General features: G+C 48.5%; 14 protein-coding genes. 4 read left to right on the forward strand and 10 right to left on the reverse strand.

From position 1 onward, the window contains the following. Positions 1–45 precede the first annotated feature (45 nt). The 6 genes from MKZ12_RS26705 to uvrB form a co-directional block, all read right to left on the reverse strand. Entirely contained in the window at positions 46–2,559 is a 2,514-nt protein-coding gene (locus MKZ12_RS26705) for a DUF3656 domain-containing protein (RefSeq protein WP_339257596.1), read from the reverse strand. A gap of 327 nt (positions 2,560–2,886) precedes the next feature. Then, a complete protein-coding gene (locus MKZ12_RS26710) occupies positions 2,887–4,782 on the reverse strand; it encodes a stalk domain-containing protein (protein WP_339257598.1) in 1,896 nt (631 codons plus the stop codon). A gap of 43 nt (positions 4,783–4,825) precedes the next feature. Then, positions 4,826–5,995: a trypsin-like peptidase domain-containing protein gene (locus MKZ12_RS26715; RefSeq protein WP_339257600.1), complete on the reverse strand. Its 1,170-nt coding sequence runs from the start codon at positions 5,993–5,995 to the stop codon at positions 4,826–4,828. 462 nt (positions 5,996–6,457) lie between these two features. After that, complete coding sequence (locus tag MKZ12_RS26720) at positions 6,458–6,670, reverse strand: hypothetical protein (RefSeq protein WP_017692026.1); 213 nt, start codon at positions 6,668–6,670, stop codon at positions 6,458–6,460. A gap of 335 nt (positions 6,671–7,005) precedes the next feature. Further along, a complete protein-coding gene (gene uvrA / locus MKZ12_RS26725) occupies positions 7,006–9,864 on the reverse strand; it encodes an excinuclease ABC subunit UvrA (RefSeq protein ID WP_339257602.1) in 2,859 nt (952 codons plus the stop codon). A gap of 1,165 nt (positions 9,865–11,029) precedes the next feature. After that, positions 11,030–13,021, reverse strand: coding sequence for an excinuclease ABC subunit UvrB (uvrB, locus tag MKZ12_RS26730; protein ID WP_339257604.1), 1,992 nt, complete (start codon positions 13,019–13,021; stop codon positions 11,030–11,032). Between the two features lie 169 nt (positions 13,022–13,190). On the opposite strand from uvrB, the gene MKZ12_RS26735 reads away from it, so the two are divergent. Further along, a complete protein-coding gene (locus tag MKZ12_RS26735; RefSeq protein ID WP_339238065.1) occupies positions 13,191–13,988 on the forward strand; it encodes a flagellar motor protein in 798 nt (265 codons plus the stop codon). Beyond that, on the forward strand, positions 13,972–14,814 hold the full coding sequence (locus tag MKZ12_RS26740) for a flagellar motor protein MotB (protein ID WP_339257606.1): 843 nt from the start codon (positions 13,972–13,974) through the stop codon (positions 14,812–14,814). Before MKZ12_RS26735 ends, MKZ12_RS26740 begins: the two co-directional genes overlap by 17 nt. Positions 14,815–14,995: 181 nt before the next feature. Here MKZ12_RS26740 and MKZ12_RS26745 read toward each other — a convergent pair whose 3' ends face one another. Genes MKZ12_RS26745 through MKZ12_RS26755 form a run of 3 tightly spaced genes read right to left on the reverse strand, consistent with a single transcriptional unit; the run spans position 14,996 to position 18,311 of the window. Further along, positions 14,996–16,174, reverse strand: coding sequence for an ABC transporter permease (locus MKZ12_RS26745; RefSeq protein ID WP_339257608.1), 1,179 nt, complete (start codon positions 16,172–16,174; stop codon positions 14,996–14,998). Next, positions 16,167–17,363 (reverse strand): ABC transporter permease, encoded by a 1,197-nt coding sequence (locus MKZ12_RS26750; RefSeq protein ID WP_339257610.1) that lies wholly within the window; start codon positions 17,361–17,363, stop codon positions 16,167–16,169. Before MKZ12_RS26750 ends, MKZ12_RS26745 begins: the two co-directional genes overlap by 8 nt. Before the next feature lie 12 nt (positions 17,364–17,375). Then, positions 17,376–18,311 (reverse strand): ABC transporter ATP-binding protein, encoded by a 936-nt coding sequence (locus tag MKZ12_RS26755; protein WP_339257612.1) that lies wholly within the window; start codon positions 18,309–18,311, stop codon positions 17,376–17,378. 211 nt (positions 18,312–18,522) lie between these two features. Between MKZ12_RS26755 and MKZ12_RS26760 the strand changes: the two genes are divergently transcribed. Beyond that, the gene (locus tag MKZ12_RS26760; protein ID WP_339257613.1) at positions 18,523–19,734 is read left to right on the forward strand and encodes a sensor histidine kinase; all 1,212 of its coding nucleotides are present in this window, start codon (positions 18,523–18,525) and stop codon (positions 19,732–19,734) included. Positions 19,735–19,755: 21 nt separating this feature from the next. Then, positions 19,756–20,445 carry a response regulator transcription factor gene (locus MKZ12_RS26765; protein WP_339257615.1) on the forward strand — a complete coding sequence of 230 codons (690 nt, stop codon included), beginning with the start codon at positions 19,756–19,758 and terminating at the stop codon, positions 20,443–20,445. Between the two features lie 89 nt (positions 20,446–20,534). Here MKZ12_RS26765 and MKZ12_RS26770 read toward each other — a convergent pair whose 3' ends face one another. Next, positions 20,535–21,863, reverse strand: a complete 1,329-nt coding sequence (locus MKZ12_RS26770) for a PDZ domain-containing protein (protein ID WP_339257616.1) — start codon at positions 21,861–21,863, stop codon at positions 20,535–20,537. Between the last annotated feature and the right edge of the window lie 5 nt (positions 21,864–21,868).

Raw genomic sequence — 21,868 nt, forward strand, 5'->3', positions numbered from 1 at the left:
TGGGGTTCCTTCATGCTGTAACTGTTGTTGTACCATACAATCTAATTATTTCACCAATTGACCACGTGTAACGCCCAGTTGGTTCGTTGCTTTGAGTGTTTTCCACACTTGTGTACCACTGATCTCACCGCGCAATGCACGGTTGTACAGATCAATGACTTCGCGCACCTGATCCGGTGTCTCTTCTAGGAACTCCACACGGTAACGAGATACACCCAGATCCATAAAGTTAGTCAAATACTCTGCACCTGACTGCTCCACTGCATTGTATACCGTATTGCGGCAACCTTCATCCACACGTACCGGGTGGGACATACCAATTCGGTCTTGCAGGGATGCACGTTGTTCCTCACAAGGACGACCACAGTTCGTATAGTCCGTTCCTTCACTCATAAACGTACAATACACACAGTGCTCGGTATGGAACATCGGTAGATGCTGATGGATAACCACTTCGGTCTGACTTGTACGGGAGTGGCCCAGCAAATCAACCATTTGTTGAATGTTCAGGTCATAGGATGGCGTAATCCAGTCACATCCGGCTTCCAGGAACAATTCAACGGCTTTGTGATTGGCGATGTTCAATGAGAAGTCGCCGATCAGTTCCGGGTGCGTTGCATCCGGGTTTTCCATACGGTGGCGCAGGTAGAAGTACAGTGCACCTGTATTACGTACCAATACCGCATCCGGCTTCAGACGCAAGATATTGTTGTGATAACCGTTCTCCCCAGGCATGTGAATACGCGGTGTTGCCAGCGCGATCTTGCGACCAGCGGCATGCACAGCTTCCACAGCTGCCGGGAACTGCTTGATAAACTCGAAGTCGGCATAGATCATGCCGATTCCTGCTTCAATCGCTGCCTCCACTTGTGGCAGGCTGCGACAGAGCGCGGTCAGCTCTGCTTGACCGCGAGCGACTGGCGATGCCGGTTTAACCGAATCGCCGTACACATCGACCGCCCGTTTCACGTAGACAGGTGGTTTAGGACGTTCGCCCGCAAGTTGTTCTACAGCCTGACGGCGAATGTTATTCAACTCGCGCATCGGGATGATAACATCACCGTGCAAGTTGACGTCCATTCCTTCCAACTGGAACACGGTGCCTCCCAGACGTCCGAACTGCTCTTCGAGCAATTCATGTGTCATTGGACGCTTCTGTGCAATGTCCAGTTCCATCTCGGAATCAATCCGGACAGTCGTACCTTTCTGCACGTCTGTCCACCAGGTGCTAAGCCGCTGGCCTGGGCTGCCGATGACCTTCACCTTCACGGGGAATACACGGAACGGTTTCTCGGTCTCAAAGCTTTGACGCAGACGTTTGTCCAGCGCCGGGTCATTCGTTTTCCACACTTTGTCGCCAACTTTCACGCGGCGCAGATCCACGTCACTGCGGCCTGGCACAACGTCAACGATCCAGCCCTCTTCGGCTTCGCCTTCGAGTTTTACACCTTTGCGACGCACATCGTATACCCGTCCGCCTTCTTCCTTCTTCGTTGGGTCTCCAGCGTCAAATACGATCCCGTCTCCACGTTTCACGGGTGCATCCAGCTTCAGGACCACACCATCGCGCAACACTTGATCTACACGACCAAGGTAGACACCACGGCTTTTCGGAAACGTTCCATCCACCAGTTCTTTGTTGTTTGTACCGCTCAGGAAACCATGCGTGAATCCACGGGAGAAGCTTTGCTGCAATTCGCGTACTTCTTCCTTGCTTGGCGGTGTGTTATCTCCATCAAAATAACGGTCAATCGCTTTACGATATTTGCTTACTACGTTCGCTACGTATTCCGGCGTTTTGAGACGTCCTTCAATTTTGAAAGAAGTCACTCCTGCTTCGATCAGTTCCGGCATCAGGTCAATCGCTGCCAGATCCTTCGGAGACAACAGATAGGCTACATCACCCATCGGCTTGTGCACTCCATCCACCATTAGATCGTATGGAAGACGACAAGCTTGTGCGCACTCCCCGCGGTTCGCCGAACGTCCTCCCCACATTTCGGAAGTCAGACATTGCCCCGAGTATGAGACACACAGCGCACCGTGAACAAATACTTCCATGGGAAGCTTCGCCTGTTCGCCGATTTTCTGAATCTGCTTCAGATTGTTCTCCCGTCCCAGAACGACACGTTCCATATCAAACGGCTTCGTAAACTCGACCGCTTCCGGTGACGTAATCGTCATCTGTGTTGAACCGTGAATCGGGAAATCCGGCGAGATCTCGCGGATCATCTTCACCAGACCCAAATCCTGAACAATTACAGCGTCTACACCTGCATCGACACATGCATCAATCAGTTCTTTGGCATCCGTCAATTCATTTTCAAAAATCAATATATTAAAGGTCAAGAAACCTTTTACGCCATAACTGTGCAAAAACGCCATAATCTCCGGCAGCTCGTCCATGCGGAAATTGTTCGCCCGTGCCCGTGCATTAAACTTTTCGACTCCGAAGAAAATTGCATCTGCGCCATTGGCTACCGCCGAACGCATACAATCCCAGTCACCAGCAGGTGCCAGAAGTTCAACGTCTTCTCTTCGTATTGTTGCTGTTTTCATGTAGATCCTCCCCATAGCCGGCTATCCGCCGGATTTCATCCCTATATCCTTAAGCGCCTGAACATACTAATCTTGAGACTGCACCTTATCGGGTACACCTGCATTGTCAAAGTATTACCATATCTATCTATTATGTCTGTATTGCCTGAACTCCAAGCTTACAGTCATTCATATTTACCAGATCAGCAGTCATAACTCCTGAACTAGTATAGTGTACCACTTCTGCACCGACTCTTCTACGTTTTCCTGAAAAAACCGTTTACCATTTTCATTTCCAGCACGACGAAAAACCGAAAGGTCATTAGACCCTCCGGCTTCACTACAATTTTATTTAATAAAAGTAAATGAGTTCACTGCTTTTTCCAAGGCTGCCGCCTGAACTTCTGTCTTGTTGGCATCATTCAGACCACTTGTGATCGTATAGGTCGTTCCGTCCTTTTCAAACACGATCTGGCGACCCGCATATGGCACGCCTTTGTCTAGCTCATGATACGTGAAGGAAAATGCAGGCACACCCGCAAACGTCAGTTCCTCACTACGAAGCAGCTGAAAGTTTTTCCGCGTTTTGGTGGCTTCAGCGTAAGCTTCTCTCAGTTGACTGACCGTCATCTCGATCGACTTGTCCTCGCTCGCCGCAATGGAGAATTCTCCGCCCGTGAAGGTGTATACCACAGGTGAATACTCGAATCGATCACTGTAAGGCGTCCAGTAACGGGGGATATCCACACTGTATTTATAACGTTTGGACGTACGTGTAAGTGTCTTCGTTTTGTCTGTCAAATACGGATCTTCATCCAGCTGACCGAAATTATCGGCAACCGTATCAAAATCAATCTCGACACTCTTCATAATCCGTTCAAACCATGCCCGATCTGCACTTTGCTCTTCCGGGAATGTATACTCTGCATAATATCGATACCCATTCTTCTGCAAAAGAACATCGAATTCGGTCTGCCAGCCGCCGCCAAAGTTATAACGGAATTCGTTCACCTCGGCAGTCTCTCCCGAGATATCCATCGTATATGAGCCAATTGGCTCATAACTCTCTAGTGTAAATGTCTCGCGCATCCACTTATCCAGTTGGCCGCTCCAGTCTTTGACCGTTGTACCTGCCTTCGCCGAAGTGACACGCCATTGCAGATATGCACCATCTTTGGCTTCATAGGTCATCTGATTGTTGTCCATCGACCAGCCGGCAGGAATCTTCAATTCAATACCATAGTCATCATTCCATGCGGAGCGCATGCCGTTATCTACAGTGGAGAGATCCTTGATCGTTCGATCCGATTCGGCATAGGTTGGCTGGAATGAATTGAGCAGCGCCGCACGCTTGCCCAGATCTTTATAATTCAGGGCTTCGTAATCTGCGAGGTACACATCATATTGACGACCTTCGCTCAGATACTGACGCATCTCCCACAACATGCCATCTACATCTTTCACGATAATGCGTGCATAAGGCGTTTTGCCTTTCGACACCGCTTCACGATCCAGCACCGTATCTCCCGATTGTTTGGCCTCCTGGATAAGTTGCTGCAACAAATCATCCGCATCCAGAGCCACGTCCTGATCGCTGACGTACACCTCAAGATAATAACTGTTGTCCGCAGCGCCAAAAGTCATCATGCGCTCCTGCTCACCGGTCTGGAAAACCATAAGGTCTGCCGGATAGTTAATGGACCAGCCGTAAAAGCTGTTGCCAATTCTAGTTTTGCCTTCATCGGGATGAAGGCCGTCCTCATCGTCTACCGAATCATCGGTTTGTAACAGACGAATCACCATTTCTCCGGAACTGTTCGGAGCTAGCGTTGCTCCAATCCCGGCGGCAACCGGACGAAGTGGAACCATAAGTACGCCATTCACCATCTTCGGAGCGGCACCCATCTCATGCTTTACACCATCTACCCAGGCAATTGAACTGCCAATCGTTAGGGTAACCGTGTGCGGACCTTCCTTGATTTTGACAATATCATTTTTCTCCAGCCGGATTTCACTGCCAAAAGCTTTCTTGAACACACCAACAGGCACCATCGTAACACCCTTGACCTTGTAAGGTTTGGCTATGGCCTGCTTATCGCCGTTAATATAAGCGCTTGTGCTGCCCGCTTTGACCCGTAGTTCACTTGTCGTCAGATCAGATGCCCATACAGGTAATGCCGCTCCAATGGTCAGCATCCCGGTTAATACACCTGTGCTTAGCACACGTATCCATGACTTTTTCATTCCGTTCTTTCGTCCTCTCTCCATCCGGGCTGATCGCCGGGCTTTATTGTTCTTCATCTGCAAGGAACGCTTCATCTTCCTCGTCTACGATGTCTGCGCGATCAGCAAGTACCAACGTGCGGGTGACGATATCGCCATCCGATTGCATCAATAACTTTACCTTTTGCCCAGGCAGATACGTTTTGAGCAGCTCATTGATATCTACTACAGAGGAGACACGTGTACCTGCCACACTATAGATGAAGTCGCCCTCTTTGATTTTGGCTTTCTTCGCTTCAGGAGACAGTACACCCGTGATCGTTAAAGGATCATCTGTAGGAAGGCCCACAATCGCAGACCAGCTTTCTTCCAGCTGTAGTCCCAGACTTGCACGTTTTATTTTGCCATATTTAAAAAACTGATCGATGATGTATTGAACGGTATCCACCGGAATCGAAAATCCCAAACTCTCTACGCCGACCGCAGAAAATTTCATGGAATTGATACCGACGACTTCACCCTTCATGTTGACCAGCGGTCCTCCGCTATTTCCTGGGTTAATGGCCGTGTCGGTCTGAATTAACCGATAGGTCGCCTCAACACCACGATTCAAGCCGCTAATGACCCCTACCGTTGCCGAGTTGCGCAAGGAAAAGGAAATCGGCGTACCCAAGGCGATCACCGTTTCACCAACAGAGGTTTGTGAAGCTTTGGCGAAGCTCGCCGATTGGAGTGATTGGGCATTGATTTTGATTAGCGCCAGATCACTGAGTGCATCACTGTATGTTTTCGTAATTTTGTATGTATTGCCATCCGTCGTTACGACCACAGGGTTTGTTAATCCATCCACCACATGGGCATTCGTTACGATCCATCCGTTGGATCGGATAATGACACCTGTACCATGGGCAAGATTATAGCGGTTGTCTGATGATGCACCTTCTTGCACTTCGGTAGATTTCCCAATAATGCCTACAACCGAAGGAGATACCTTTTCGATCACTTTGGGGATGGCTTCACTTCCCTTGTACGTGTACGTTCCTGATTTGGCATCATATTGTCCACTTCCACCAACTGCCTTGAGCAGATCTTTGGTATTCACATAGACTTGACCGTCCACCACTTTCGCTTGCATTGCCGCTTTGGATTCAGCCGCACCGGCCGTTGCCGCTACACTAATCGAGAGTACAGCAGCCATCAGTATGGCTATTCCCTTTTTACCCAACACGCTCATATTCTCACCTGACCCTCTCTATACATCCTTCTTGCGCGACTCGACATCGGATTCATCGCTGAATCTATTCTCTCTTTCTCTCATCTGCAATTCCGGTATCCTTCAATGTATCATACAAAATCTGGATATACAATTGTTTTAAGTCCTATTTTAGTAGAGAAGATAGAATCTTAATCAATCGCTCGATATAAACGAAAAAAAAACACCCTCCATGTCTCCCGTGGAAAGTGTTCCTTCATACCTCTTTTAGAGGTTGTTCAATAAGTTCGCTTTTGATTACGAAGGATGCCTAGTGGCATCATCAGCATCGAAGTTGAAATTCAGCCGAAATGTCCGTTGCTCACGTAGTTTGCCTACGCTCCGCTACTCCATTTCTAGCTTCATTCCATCTTCTCGGCACTGAAAACCGATCTTTTTGAACATGCACTAATCGCTTATAGATCCTTCACTTCAGTGGCCTTTCTACTGAGCAAACCAACCGGTTATCATCGCATAATCCGTCATCAAAAATACAAGTAGACTGACTACTGCAAATCCGATCGCAAACAGATTCTTCTTCGGTGCCCGAAGAAGCCGAACGACTCCGATGAAAATCAGGATCGTAAATAAGATGACAAAAATATCAAATGCATTAAAATTCGATGTACTCGCCGTGGCAGCTTCTGCAAACAGCATGGATAGACAGACCTCCTTACCATAGTTGAACAGCTAACGCATACCCTAATATCTTCCTCTATGTTATCTGTACCCTGCTTGTAATGCAAGCCCTATCATCCATAAAAATGAAAAAAATCCAAATTGGCCGAATATTCCTGTAACGCTCGTCATAATGCATATGTAAACACTTTCACGCGATAACCGTAGACCGATCAAAACTGTGCATCATTCCAATTTAAAAAGCCCTTCTTCCCGAAGCAGAGCACGTTAGATCGTAATCCAACGTCTCAACCATTTCGAAAAGAAGGGCCAATACTGTCATTCATATGGTTCTAACTACTGGTTAGAGAATCTTAGTCCACCAATTGCAGTGCTTTGCTCCGCTCGGTATCCCGTTCCAGAACTGGCTTCAAATACTTGCCCGTATACGAAGCCTCCACTTTGATGATGTCCTCAGGGGTTCCCGTTGCAACAATGGTTCCTCCACCGCTACCGCCTTCCGGACCCAGATCAACAACATAGTCTGCTGTTTTGATTACATCCAGGTTATGCTCAATCACCAAGACTGATTCACCTGAATCAACGAGACGGTGCAATACGTTGAGCAAACGGTCGATATCATCGACATGCAAACCGGTCGTCGGTTCATCGAGGATGTAGATGGTTTTCCCTGTACTGCGGCGATACAGCTCGGAAGCGAGCTTCACCCGCTGGGCTTCACCACCAGACAAGGTCGTTGCAGGTTGTCCCAGGTTGATATAACCGAGGCCCACATCCATCAGAGTCTGCATTTTACGATGGATCTTCGGAATGTTCTCGAAGAATTGGGTTGCATCTTCCACCGTCATTTCCAGCACATCGGAAATATTTCTGTTTTTGTATTTCACTTCAAGCGTTTCCCGATTGTATCGTTTGCCCTTGCAGACTTCACAAGGCACATAAACGTCCGGCAAGAAGTGCATCTCGATTTTGATAATACCGTCTCCACGGCAGGCTTCACAACGTCCACCTTTGATATTAAAGCTGAATCGGCCTTTCTTGTATCCACGTACCTTGGCTTCGTTCGTCTGGGCAAACAGATCCCGGATATCATCAAAGACACCTGTATACGTAGCCGGGTTGGAACGTGGTGTCCGCCCGATTGGCGACTGGTCAATATCGATAACTTTATCAATATGTTCGAGACCACGAATTTCTTTATGCTGACCCGGACGTACCCGGGCACGGTTCAGATCACGTGCCAGCGTTTTGTACAAAATTTCATTAATTAATGTGGATTTACCTGAGCCAGACACACCTGTTACCGCCGTAAATACACCTACCGGAATCTTCACGTTCAGATTCTTGAGGTTATTCTCTTTGGCTCCGCGCACTTCCAACCAACGGTCTCCTACACTACGGCGCTCTGTACGTACAGGAATGAACTTGCGACCACTCAGATATTGACCGGTTAAGGAGTTCTCATCGTTCATGATCTCCTCCGGTGTACCCTGTGACATAATGGTGCCTCCGTGGATACCTGCACCCGGCCCAATATCAATAATATAGTCCGCAGCCATCATCGTATCCTCATCATGTTCAACCACGATCAACGTGTTACCAATATCACGCATATGCGCAAGCGTTGAGATCAGACGGTCATTATCCCGTTGATGCAGACCAATACTCGGCTCATCCAGAATATACAGTACACCCATCAGGCTGGAACCGATCTGTGTAGCCAGTCTGATCCGCTGGGCTTCTCCACCAGACAAGGTTCCGGCAGCACGACTCAGTGTAAGGTAATCCAGACCAACATTCACCAGGAAGCCGAGACGGCTGTTGATTTCTTTTAAAATAAGCTTGGCAATCGTCCGCTCCTTCTCCGTCAAATCCAATGTTTCGAAGAATCGGCCGGCTTCACCAATGGACAAACTAGTCACATAGGCCATGTTGTGATCATTGATTGTAACTGCAAGGCTCTCGCGTTTCAGACGCTGACCTTTACACGTACCACAAGGCTTTGCACTCATGTAACCCTCAATGAATTCACGGATACCTTCCGATGCTGTATCACGGTAACGACGCTCCAGATTGTTCACGATACCTTCAAAGGTAACCAGTGCTTCCTTGCGTTGTCCAAAATCGTTCTCATATCGGAAACGGATTTTCTCCGAACCCGTACCCTGCAGCAACTTGTTCATCTGCTCAGCGGGTAGATCTTCGACAGGTACATTTTGCGGAATGTTAAAGTGCTCACATACCGACTTCAAAAACTGCGGATAATAAGTAGATGTGCCACCTGTCCAGGCATCAAAAGCACCGTCTTCAATCGTCTTGCTGCGATCCGGTACGAGCAGATCAGGGTCAACGATCATTTTGACACCTAACCCATCACAATCCGGGCAAGCGCCGAAGGGACTGTTAAATGAGAACATCCGTGGTGCAAGCTCTTCAATACTGAATCCACACACCGGGCAGGCAAAGTTGGAACTGAAGCGCAACTCTTCTTCACCCATAATGTCCACCAGGAGTTGTCCACCGGACAAATTAAGTGCTGTTTCAATAGAGTCGGCCAGACGCGCCTGTACATCATCCTTAACAACGATCCGGTCAACAACGACTTCAATCGTATGCTTTTTATTTTTCTCCAATTGGATATCTTCTGACAGGTCACGAAGTTCCCCGTTCACCCGTACACGGACAAAGCCCTGCTTGGACACATCAGCAAACACACTCTTGTGCTCACCCTTACGACCCGAGATAATGGGTGCCAAAATCTGCAACCGAGTACGCTCTGGATATTGCATAATACGGTCAACCATTTGTTCTACAGTCTGGGAACTGATCTCTACGCCGTGGTCTGGACAATGTGGATGACCCACACGTGCAAATAACAGACGCAGGTAATCATAAATTTCCGTCACGGTTCCTACCGTGGAACGCGGGTTACGACTTGTTGTTTTCTGATCTATTGAAATGGCAGGAGACAATCCTTCGATGGAATCCACATCCGGTTTCTCCATCTGTCCCAGAAACTGCCGTGCGTAAGCTGACAATGATTCGACATACCGTCGCTGTCCTTCTGCGTATATGGTGTCAAAAGCCAGCGAGGACTTGCCTGAGCCACTCAGGCCGGTCAATACAACAAAGCGGTCACGCGGGATGGTAATGTCGATATTTTTCAGGTTATGCGCTCGTGCGCCTTTAATGACAATGTTATCGCTCGCCAATAGTATTCATCCTCTCAAATTTACTATCCAAACCTTTTAAAAGGCTTTTCGATCCCTCCCAAACCCTCCCTTCCAAGGGAGGGCCCCAGAGGGCGCAGCCCTCTGGACACCCGAAACAAGCGGTGCAACGGTGAGGGGTCGGGTCTTGCTATGTGAAGGGTTGCCGTGTGCCCGCGGTTTCTGATAAGGTTCCGGCCTATTGCCGGAACCTTATCAGACCGCTCTACTGCGAGGGGACGCTCTCGGCTTCGCCTTGGTCGCGACAGGTCGCCATTGCCTCTGGCTCGGCTCCAAGGTCAAGAGCGGGACGCTCTCGGCTCCGCCTTGGTCGCGACAGGTCGCCATTGCCTTTGGCTCGGCTCCAAGGTCAAGAGCGGGACGCTCTTGGCTTCGCCTTGGTCGCGACAGGTCGCCATTGCCTTCGGCTCGGCTCCAAGGTCAAGAACGGGACGCTCTTGGCTTCGCCTTGGTCGCGACAGGTCGCCATTGCCTTCGGCTCGGCTCCAAGGTCAAGAGCCGGACGCTCTCGGCTTCGCCTTGATCGCGTCAGGTCGCCATTGCCTTCGGCTCGGCTCCAAGGTCAAGAGCGGGACGCTCTTGGCTTCGCCTTGGTCGCGACAGGTCGCCATTGCCTTCGGCTCGGCTCCAAGGTCAAGAACGGGACGCTCTTGGCTTCGCCTTGGTCGCGACAGGTCGCCATTGCCTTCGGCTCGGCTCCAAGGTCAAGAGCCGGACGCTCTCGGCTTCGCCTTGATCGCGTCAGGTCGCCATTGCCTTTGGCTCGGCTCCAAGGTCAAGAGCGGGACGCTCTCGGCTTCGCCTTGGTCGCGTCAGGTCGCCATTGCCTTCGGCTCGGCTCCAAGGTCAAGAGCGAGACGCTCTCGGCTTCGCCTCGTTCGCGCCAGGTCGCCATTGCGTTCGGCTCGGCTCCAAGGTCAATAACATCGTACCTCTTGGCTATCAGGGGGACACGACTCCCAATTGCTTTCCTATAAACCTTTTAACCAATTTCAACATTTCTATCAGTATAGACCCGAATTCAAGATTTCAACATCTCTTATTATCGGTACATATCAACGATTTCCTTACTCAACAAGAGAACGGCCAATTGGCCGTTCTCTTGTTACAGATCCATCTTTACTGGAGCATATGAATGAGCTGTATCTTATTCAGCGCGAAGTTCCAGCAACGCATCACGAAGCTCGGCAGCACGCTCAAACTGCAAGTTTTTGGCTGCATCTTTCATCTCTACCTCTAGGCGCTGAATAAGCGTCTGACGGTCTTTCTTCGACATCTTCTCGGCAGCGCCGGTGAGATAGTCTTTCTTGGATTCGGCAACTTTGGTTGCCTCAATCACATCACGCACTTTTTTGCGAATCGTCTGTGGTGTGATTCCATGCTTCTCGTTGTACTCGATCTGGATTGCACGACGACGTTCGGTCTCCTTTATCGCCTTATCCATCGAATCGGTTACTTTATCACCGTATAGAATAACGCGACCGTCGCTGTTCCGCGCCGCACGACCAATCGTTTGGATCAGTGAGCGTTCAGAACGCAAGAATCCTTCCTTATCAGCATCCAAAATGGCTACCAAGGATACTTCGGGCAGATCGAGACCTTCCCGTAACAAGTTGATCCCGATCAGGACATGGAAAACACCCAACCTTAAATCACGTAAAATGGCCATCCGTTCCAACGTCTTAATCTCGGAGTGCAAGTAACGTACCTTAATTCCAATTTCCTTCAGATAATCCGTCAGGTCCTCAGACATCTTCTTCGTTAATGTTGTAATCAACACACGCTCGTCTTTGGCAATCCGGTCATTAATCTCACCAATCAAATCATCAATCTGTCCCTTTGTTGGACGCAGTTCAATAATTGGATCAAGCAATCCGGTTGGACGGATAATCTGTTGCACCATCGTATCGGTATGCTCAATCTCATACGGGCCTGGTGTTGCTGATACATAGATAATCTGATCCATTTTGCCTTCAAACTCTTCGAATTTGAGCGGACGATTATCCAGCGCTGACGGCAGGCGGAAACCATGTTCAACCAGTACTGTCTTCCGCGCTTGGTCACCATTGTACATCGCACGGATCTGTGGCAGAGTCACGTGAGACTCATCGACCACGATCAACATGTCATCCGGGAAATAGTCCATCAATGTATATGGAGTATCGCCGCGTTCGCGGAAAGTCAGGGGACCGGAATAGTTCTCAATCCCCGAACAGAATCCGACTTCCTTCATCATCTCGATATCATACCGTGTGCGCTGCTCCAGTCGCTGAGCCTCCAACAGTTTCCCCTGTTCACGCAACACTTCAAGACGCTCCTCCAGTTCACGCTCAATGTTCACCAGCGCAACCTTCATCGTCTCTTCTTGCGTTACGAAGTGAGACGCCGGGAAGATGGCAATATGTTCACGTTCGCCAATCAGTTCTCCGGTCAACACATCAATCTCCGTAATCTTCTCGATCTCATCACCAAACAATTCAACACGAATTGCATGTTCACCCTTGGAAGCAGGGAAAATCTCAACAACATCCCCACGAACACGGAACGTACCCCGTACAAAGTTAATATCGTTCCGCTGATACTGAATCTCTACCAGACGGGACAAAATCTGATTGCGCGGTTTCTCCATGCCTACCCGAAGTGACAGCAACATGCTTGAATACGAGTGCGGTGAACCCAAACCATAGATGCAAGAAACACTCGCTACAATGATGACGTCCCTACGCTCAAACAACGAACTTGTCGCTGCATGCCGCAGTTTGTCGATCTCTTCATTAATACTTGAATCCTTCTCGATATACGTATCGGAGGACGGAATATATGCTTCTGGCTGAAAATAATCGTAATAACTGACAAAATACTCAACCATGTTATTAGGAAAAAAGTCTTTGAACTCACTTGCAAGCTGCGCTGCCAACGTCTTGTTGTGTGCAATAATCAGCGTAGGACGTTGCAGTTGGGCTATCGTCTGGGCGATCGTAAACGTCTTACCCGTACCGGTTGCACCCAGCAGTGTCTGGTATCTCTTCCCCTCCTGAACACCCTTCACCAATTCTTTAATGGCAGCAGGTTGATCACCTTGGGGAGAAAACTCTGACTCGATTTCGAACGTTTTGTCGCTCATTATAATATCGCTCATTGCCGTATCTCACCCTATCGTCTAAAATAATAGTCACTATATATTGTCGAAGTTCCCCGAATTTTCATATGGGAAAACTTATAGTAATAGGAATATTTGTTCCCTTTTAATTATACCTCGTTCGTTTTAGTGATGCAAACGTGAAATGAAGATAGGAGTGGGTTAATTTATGGATATTGCGACACTTATCGGTATTATTGCCGGAATTGCCGCAGTCATTAGCGGTTTTTTGTGGGAAGGCGGCCAGTTGTCCGGTCTCCTGCAAAAAACGGCTGCTTTAATTGTATTCGGTGGAACGATTGCTGCTGTGGTTGCCAGTTTCCCAGCGCATCGTCTTCGTACGATTCCAGCTGCCCTGCGTATGGCTTTTGGACGTCACAATAATGATTCAGGCTTGTGGGTTGAAGAATTGGTCGAGATGTCTTCGATCGCACGCCGCTCAGGTGTGCTTGCATTGGAACGCAAGGTTATGGATCATCCGCATCCATTTTTGCAAGACGGTATTCAGATGGTTGTCGATGGTACGGATCAGGATGTGGTTCGCCAGATCCTTGAGATGGAGATTGACTCTATTGAACAAAAACATGAGGGCTACGCCAAAATTTTCGAATCTGCTGGCGGTTATGCCCCAACCATGGGGATCATCGGAACCGTGATGGGACTTATTCAGGTCCTTGGCAGTTTGACCGATCCCACCGGACTCGGACCTGCTATTGCTGTTGCCTTTACCGCAACCCTGTATGGGGTCGCCAGTGCCAATCTTATCTTTTTGCCCATTGCATCCAAAATCAAATCCAGAGGTGCTGACGAAGTGCAGACCATGGAAATGCTTCTTGAGGGTGTACTTGCCATTCAGAACGGTGAGAATCCCCAGCTTGTACGCAAAAGACTGGAGTCTTTCACCCTTACGCACCGTCAGCCTATACGCCCCCTAGCAAAGGAGGGATTGGATGAGTCGGCGCAGTAAACGGCGCGGAAAACGTGAAACAGTTGATCATCGGGATCGCTGGATGATAACTTATGCCGATCTCATAACCTTGCTTCTGATCTTTTTTGTCATCATGTACGCCATGAGCAATCTGGATTCCGGTAAATATGACGTCGTTACTCAGTCGTTACAAAATACATTCAATGCGTCCGACTCGATCCTTGAACTTGGTGAAGGACTCGGCGAGAAACCCGGACAGACGATTACAGAGACTCCACCATCCGGAATTCAAGGGGAAGATTCTTCAAAAGGTGAAGGAAACCCTTCCGATTCCGGAACGGCAACTCCAGATGATGATGACAAGCCCCTCACAGAACGGGAAGAACAATTCAGATCACAGGAGCAGGAACTGCAAAATCTGTTCAATGTGATTACCCAATATATCGAGGATAATAAACTGGAAAATCAGATTTTTGTTGCGGACAAGCCACAGGGCCTATCCATTACACTTAGTGACCGCTTCCTGTTTGATCAGGGACAAGCCGCTCTGAAGGACGGTGCAGCACCAACGCTCAGTAAGCTTGCCAGCCTGTTCCGGGATCTAAATACCGTTGTCAGCATTGAAGGTCATACCGATAACGTTCCTGTCGGAGCAAACTCCGCTTATACCGATAACTGGCAGCTTTCCGGGGAACGCGCACTGTCTGTATTACGCTTTTTTCTGGATACAGAGAAACTTAACCCGGACGGATTCCAGTATGCCGGATATGCGGATACTCGCCCAACGGGTGACAACACCACAGCGGCCGGAAGACAAAAGAACCGTCGGGTCGAAATCACTGTCTTGCGTCAACTCCAACCTTAATCATCTATATCTCGTTTAATGCATCATTAACATTCTTCAATCTTCATTCTTATTTAAAACAAAAAACAAAAAGCACGTTCTGCTGAATCAAGTTCAGGCAGAACGTGCTTTTTGTTTGATATCTTTTTCGGTTGACATTAGCTCTCCAAAACTCGTCTTGATCTTGATCTACACCTTATGCCTATGCCTCTACTCCTGGCTGGCTAGGACGCAGAATAGCCGAGCCTACAGTCAGCAAAATGGCAGCCATGCCAAACAAAATCAATAGTGGCAGTGTAATATCCGACAGTGTACCACCAGCAGAGATCGTCTCCACCGCCTGAATCGCCCATTTCTGCGGAACAAAGTTGGCGAGCTTTTGCATATAGTCAGGCATGAACGAGATGGGCCAGAAACAACCGCCTATCATACAGGTAGGCATAATGACAAGTGAATTCAGCATATTCGCATTTTTGGGATTACGGATTAATCCTGCCACGGTACTTGCGAGCCCCATGGAGACCAACATGAATGCTGCCAAGATCAGGAAATGAATGCCAAAAGGAATACCGGCATCATAATGAATCAGCCACCTGCTGACTCCCAAAACGATTACAATCTGAATCATACCAATGACAAAGCTACCCAGGAAATTGCCAAGCGCAATCTCATATGCACGAACGGGTGCCGTATATACTCTCGCCATCGTACGTTTCCTGCGATCTTCCATGATCACAGCCACTGCACTGGTCAGCAGCCCCATCATAAACATGATTGTAAATCCAGTCACATTGTTCAGGCCTGGCTTGGGATAGATCTGCAGAGCGGTAACTTCACCAGCAACCTGATGCTTTCCTATCTCCTGTAAAAGCTGTTCAAATCGCTTCTGTATACTCGATAGTTTATCAGTCTCACTTGAGACAGGACCTGCGGCCAACGTAATAGCTGAAGCAGATTGTTGCAATCCACTCGCCAAACCTTCAACAGCTGCTCGCAGTGTGTAGGAAGCTTCGCTTATCCGCAGCTCCACCAGTTGAATTTCAGTTGCCTTGCCTTGTAAGAGATCTTCCGTATATCGCTTTGGAATAATGATGCCAGAACTTCCTTTTTGCTGAGCCATGGCTTCCTTCACTTCTGCTTCGTTAGTCATCGGCTTGAGCAGGTACTCCTCTTTGCCAGCAAGTTCTTGAATCATCCACGCTCCTGCTGCCCCTCCATCCTCATTGACATAGGGGATAACAGTACGTGCACTCTGCTCGTTTCCAAAAAGAGCAACCGCCCCTGTAACCACCAGGCAAGGCAGAAGTAGAAACGTAATGAAGCCCATTTTACGACCTAGTGTACGTCTAATCATCAACCAGGCGATGTGCAGACTATTCATATCGGTATCCTGCCTTTCTATAGATTAATCCTGAGATCAACAGTAATACAGCGCATACCACGCCTAACATCCGAATGCTATATACAATCTCGCCTACTGGTGCATCCAGCATCATTCTCAGAAAACTCTGGAGCGCCCAGTGGTTAACCGTGAATTCGCTAAGCCGTTGTACAAAATCAATCGGAATGGGTCTAAACCCGCCACTAATAAATGTCATAGCAATGATGATACCTTGGATGGTTGCGCTGGCCGATGCCGTGGTTTTGCATATTAATGCCACGATCACGCCAAGGGTCATGGACGCCAATGTGATTCCTACACAAGTCAGCACAATATACCAGGGATGGGTTCCCCAATCTACACCGTAGAACCAAGACGTCATAAGGATAATCGTCGTTGCCTGCAAGAAAGCGAGCAGACTATTGCCTGCAATTTTGCCAGCGAAAATAACTCCGTTACCAATCGGCGCAGCCTGAAGGCGAATCAACGTTCGGTTATCCCGCTCTCCAAAGAGGCTGGTACTTGTCGTCATACCCGAGTACAACATGAACATGGCCAGCATGGATGCGGCATAGTATTGAGAAGCGCTGTAGGCTGTGCCTGTTTTTCCGGGATTAACCACAGCAATGGAGGTGGAACTCGCCGCACCAGACTTCGAAGAAGAGGACATGGCAGCAATCACTTCAGGACCTAACACTCTGGTCATCGCCATCTGTCGGTTCCATTCATCCGTAAATCGCGTGAACAAAGTTTCACCCAATGTGTTAAGCGTGTTGTCCTTTCCTCGTATCCACTGTAACCTGGCCTCTTTCCCCCTCATCACGTTTTCCTCAAGCTCCGAAGGAATCATTACAGCAAAGTCCAGCTTGCCGGTACGCAGCGAATGGACAGCCTCTTCTTCTGTCTTAAAGTTCTGCACCTTGACCATCTCAGCCACTCCCGGGGATGCAACGAATGTATCCAGCGCTTGATTAAGCGTATCTGATCCTCCACCAGATTCAGTACTCAAATGGATAATTCCCACACGTACACTATCTGGAATAACATCATCCGCCGTACCCATCGTACTGGAAAGAGCCGTGCCCAATATAAAAATCAGTAACAACGGCAGGATGAACAGGTTCAATACCACAGATCGAATCTTAAGAATACGTCTTAACTCAAAGATGCAAATATGCCATATATTCATCTCTTGCTCCCCCTAGTCCCGAAGCGTACGCCCGGTCAGATTGAGGAACAATGTTTCCAGATCCGGTTCTTCAACCTTAAGTGATTGAATGGATATTTCATGTTTGCTGCAAATGAAGAGCAGATCCTGGAGATCCTGCTGTGCCGAAGGCAGCGTAATGGTCAGTGTATTCTCTGAAACGTCTACCGATCGCACGCGAGGGTGGAGTTTCAATTCTTCCACGACGCCCGGACCGATACCGGAAGTGGAGAGCACTACTTTTTCCTCCGATGCCACCCGTTCTCTCAGCTCTGCTTCCGTGCCACAGGCAATGATTCGCCCTTGATCCATAATCGCAACCCGGTGACTAATCGCCGCCACTTCCTCCATGTAATGACTTGTATATATAATCGTTGAACCCATCTTGTTGAGTGTGCGCACCGATTCAAGGATATGGTTTCGCGATTGCGGATCAATGCCTACTGTTGGTTCATCCATAATAATGAGATCCGGGCGATGGGTAATCGCACATGCGATGTTTAACCTGCGTTTCATACCGCCAGAGAAGGTCGAGGGAGCATCCTTTGCTTTGTCCTGTAACCCTACAAATTCAAGGGACTCCTGCACTCTTTCCTTAAGCAATTTGCCACGTAATCCATACAGCCGGGCAAAAAAAGTCACATTCTCCGTAGCCGTCATCGTTTCGTATAAAGCCAAATCTTGCGGAACCAGTCCAATTTTGCGTTTCACTTCAAGTGGCCGCTCCTTGACCGATATCCCATCTAATCTGATCTCCCCCTGATCCATGTTCAGGAGCCCGGCTATCATGCTGATGGTGGTACTTTTTCCTGCTCCATTGGGACCGAGTAATCCAAAAATTTCGCCTTTGCCAACACTAAGGTTCAAATGATCCACGGACAACCTGCTGCCGTATCGTTTCACAACATGATGTACTTCAAGTATACCCATCCCTTTTACGCCCCTCTTCCGTTTCGGCCTCTGCCGCTGGATTTCATATTTGTATTGTAACGGATCGCACTCTTTAGCGAAGGTACGAAAAGTCATGAATCGAAGGTGACTTAAGTCATCTCCTGCTTCGAATGCTGCTTATGGTATAATCAAGGGCGCATTACCGAGAGATTTTCTACTCCACTTTTTATATAAAGGATGTCACAACCCTATGCCGATGCGGTTTCTGCAATACGGATTAATTATCATTCCAGCCGTACTATACATGTTGATGCTGCCCTTGGAAAACGAAGCTGTCTACACCCTATATATCATCATCGCGCTCGGACTCTCCGTGTGGAAAGATTTCAACCGTTCAAGTACACAGCAGTGGCTGTTACTTTTGGCCGAAATACTCTGGAGCTGTTGGCTGATTGCTTCGTATGGACCCATCCTGCTATTCCTCTCTCTATCCGTGCTCTACGTGTATATATACAGACTCGAGGGAAACCGGAGATGGTTGATGTTTGCCATTCAGCTTGCCGCAAGCAATGTCGCTTTGGGATGGTATTATTCTGTGCCACAGGTAACGCAGCCAGGGTTAACCACACTAAATACAATCACCACCACATTATTCTCCGCAGAGGCAACAACGATGGTCCTTGGCAACCTGCTTCTGCTCATCACAGCGGCTCTCTCCTGGCAGGGATCAAGAACAGCGAGCAGCCGCGGACAACTGGAACAAGTCTATGACGAGCTCCGCAGTAAACATTACGAGCTTCAAGAAGCACGTGCACAGCTCCTGTTATTTACAAAGCAACTTGAAGGAGTAGCTCAGGCAGAGGAACGCACACGTATCTCCAGACAGCTTCATGATGATATCGGACATCGACTGATTCGCACCAAAATGATGTCGGAAGCCGCTCTGATGACTCTCCCCCGAGATCGGGAAAAAGGAACGGAAATGGTGAGACAGATTCGTGATCAATTGGCCACCAGTATGGATGATATGCGAAGTACACTTCACAAACTGCGACCGGATTCCTATGGTTCCAATGCCTATGCACTGGATCGTCTTCTGGAGGAAGTGGGCAGAGATACCGGGGTGAAGACACATTTTGAAGTTCAAGGCGCATCCCATGTGCTGTACCCCAGCATACAAATCGTTTTATACAAAAATGCCAAAGAAGCCGTAACGAATGCACTACGACACGGAAATGCCTCTTCTATCACATTGGAGCTGGTATTCGCGGATCAGGAAATCTGTATGAGCGTAAGTAATGATGGCAAAATTAATCCGCATTCGTCTAAATCAAGTGGCATAGGACAGGAAAGCATGCGTCTACGTACACAAATGGTGGGAGGAACCTTGGAGATTCAATCAGCTTATCCGTATACCGTGATTACACGCATTCCAATAACGAACCAGATGGATCTACTTTGAAAAAAGGAAGTGAATGTGCTCATGTCCGAACGGAATGATATGAACAACAAAAAGGATTCAGCCCAGCACCCACTTATTCGGCTGCTTCTCGCCGATGATGACTACTTCATCCGTGAGAGCCTGAAAGTGCTGCTTGGACTCGACTCTGGCATTCGCGTTACAGGTACGGCCTCAAATGGACAGGAAGCGTTGGAATTGCTTGAAGCAGGCACACCTGCGGATGTGGTGTTGATGGATATTCGGATGCCGGAATGTGACGGAGTTGAAGGTACTGGGCTGATCAAGGCACGCTTTCCTGAAATTCAGGTGCTCATGCTGACTACGTTTGACGACGATGAGTATATCATTCAGGCATTACAGAATGGAGCAAGCGGTTATTTGCTTAAAAATGTGCCGCCTGAACGGATTATTCAAGGCATCAAGACCGTACATAATGGCGATATGTTAATCCATCCGGATATTGCCCGCAAGCTAACAGGCCTTCTTCGTCCTTCTCCAACTTCCCAGACTCATCACCCAATCGAAGCCTATGGACTGACCCGTATGGAGCTGGCGGTTGCCGAGGCCATATCGGAGGGGCTATCCAACAAGGAAATTGCCGCCAAACTGTTCCTCAGTGAAGGCACGGTCAAGAACTACGTAACCGATATTCTGGGCAAGCTGAACTTGCGTGATCGGACCCAAATCGCTATCTTCATGTTAAAAAAATAACAAAAAGGTATTTCCCTTGCCTGCGACGGCGCTCGGAAATACCTTTTTCATTGCTTGATGTATGCAACATACTTCATCACGTATGTTAGTTACATCTCTACGGACCCTTTATCACTGGCCACAGGAGCTGGCGGTAATGCCAAGGGAGCTTCGTCCCTGTGTGGTTTTTTCAGACGGGCAAGCAACTTGAGGTTGATGATATGGAACAGCGTCAGTGGACGCAACCGAATCGCCCAGACCTCGTGATTGTCCGGTGCCATAATGACCCCAAGCTGATGATGTTCCCCTTCATAGATTGCTCGCTGCATGAATTTGCTTTCTCCCTGGTGATTTCGTACCTCAAGCTTGCAAAAAGCCGGGTTCATACGCAGGGCGCGATGCAACTCTTCCGGTGAATGAACCAACTTGCCATTCACCTTGTACAATGTCTCTCCTGCTTCGATCCCCAAATCTGCAGCAGGACTCTCCGGTATAACAGCCAATACCTTCAACCCATGCTGCGGATGGACAAATACCGGGCTGCGGTTTTGCTCTTCAAATGCGCTATACCATACCAGAAATTCATGTCCAATAAATGCAATCAGCGCCGCAACCACCATGAGTGGAGACCACCATGCAGCAAGTAAACTGAACACGAGCAAAGTTGCTCCATACATCATCAATCGCTTGGATGAGATCTGCACCTTTTGTCCCGGAAGCATACTCTGCGTTATCTCACCAAATCCGAGCATGATGGGCAACGCAAACAGCATATAGCTCTGACCGGCATTCATAAATGGATTCCATGCCAGCTCCGCGCCACCTCCTGTGACTGGTACAAGTATCAGTAAGGGAATGGCCCAGAACTGTTGCAGTTGATATCCCCCAACCAGTTTCCCGCGTTTTCCCTCGAAGAGAAGCGGTGATGCCATGGATACTCCCTGCATGCGTACCAACAGGGCTTCACCCATATGTAGAAGGGCCGCCAGGACAAGCAGTGCAGGCATATCCAAGGTACGTAACGTTTCCGTTATACTCCCTATCCAACCTGAAGGTTGCCAGCCTGAAGCCAGATTCAAACCAAATTGCAGCACACCCAGTAACCCGGCCGCGTAGGCAAAACACAGATACCGGATACGAAACAAGGATAGAATTAACGTTGCAGCCCATATGCATATCAGGCTTCCCAGTGTAAGATGTGCACCGAGGAATAGGGATACAATCGAGACGATGGTACCAATGAGTATGCCTCCCAGTACGGCACGAATCGTCTGTGTAATTGAGCTTTGCAAACGAACATGAAACAATTTACGCTCCTGCAGTAATTGACGATGATAGATGAGCGCAATCAGGATCACCGCAATATAATAAAACGGCTGAATAAACAACTGCAACACTGCTTCGCCTAATGTAGTTAACCACGGCCATACCCATTCCATCGTGG

This window comes from Paenibacillus sp. FSL R5-0713 (genome assembly GCF_037973325.1).
In the GTDB taxonomy this organism is placed as follows: Bacteria; Bacillota; Bacilli; order Paenibacillales; family Paenibacillaceae; genus Paenibacillus.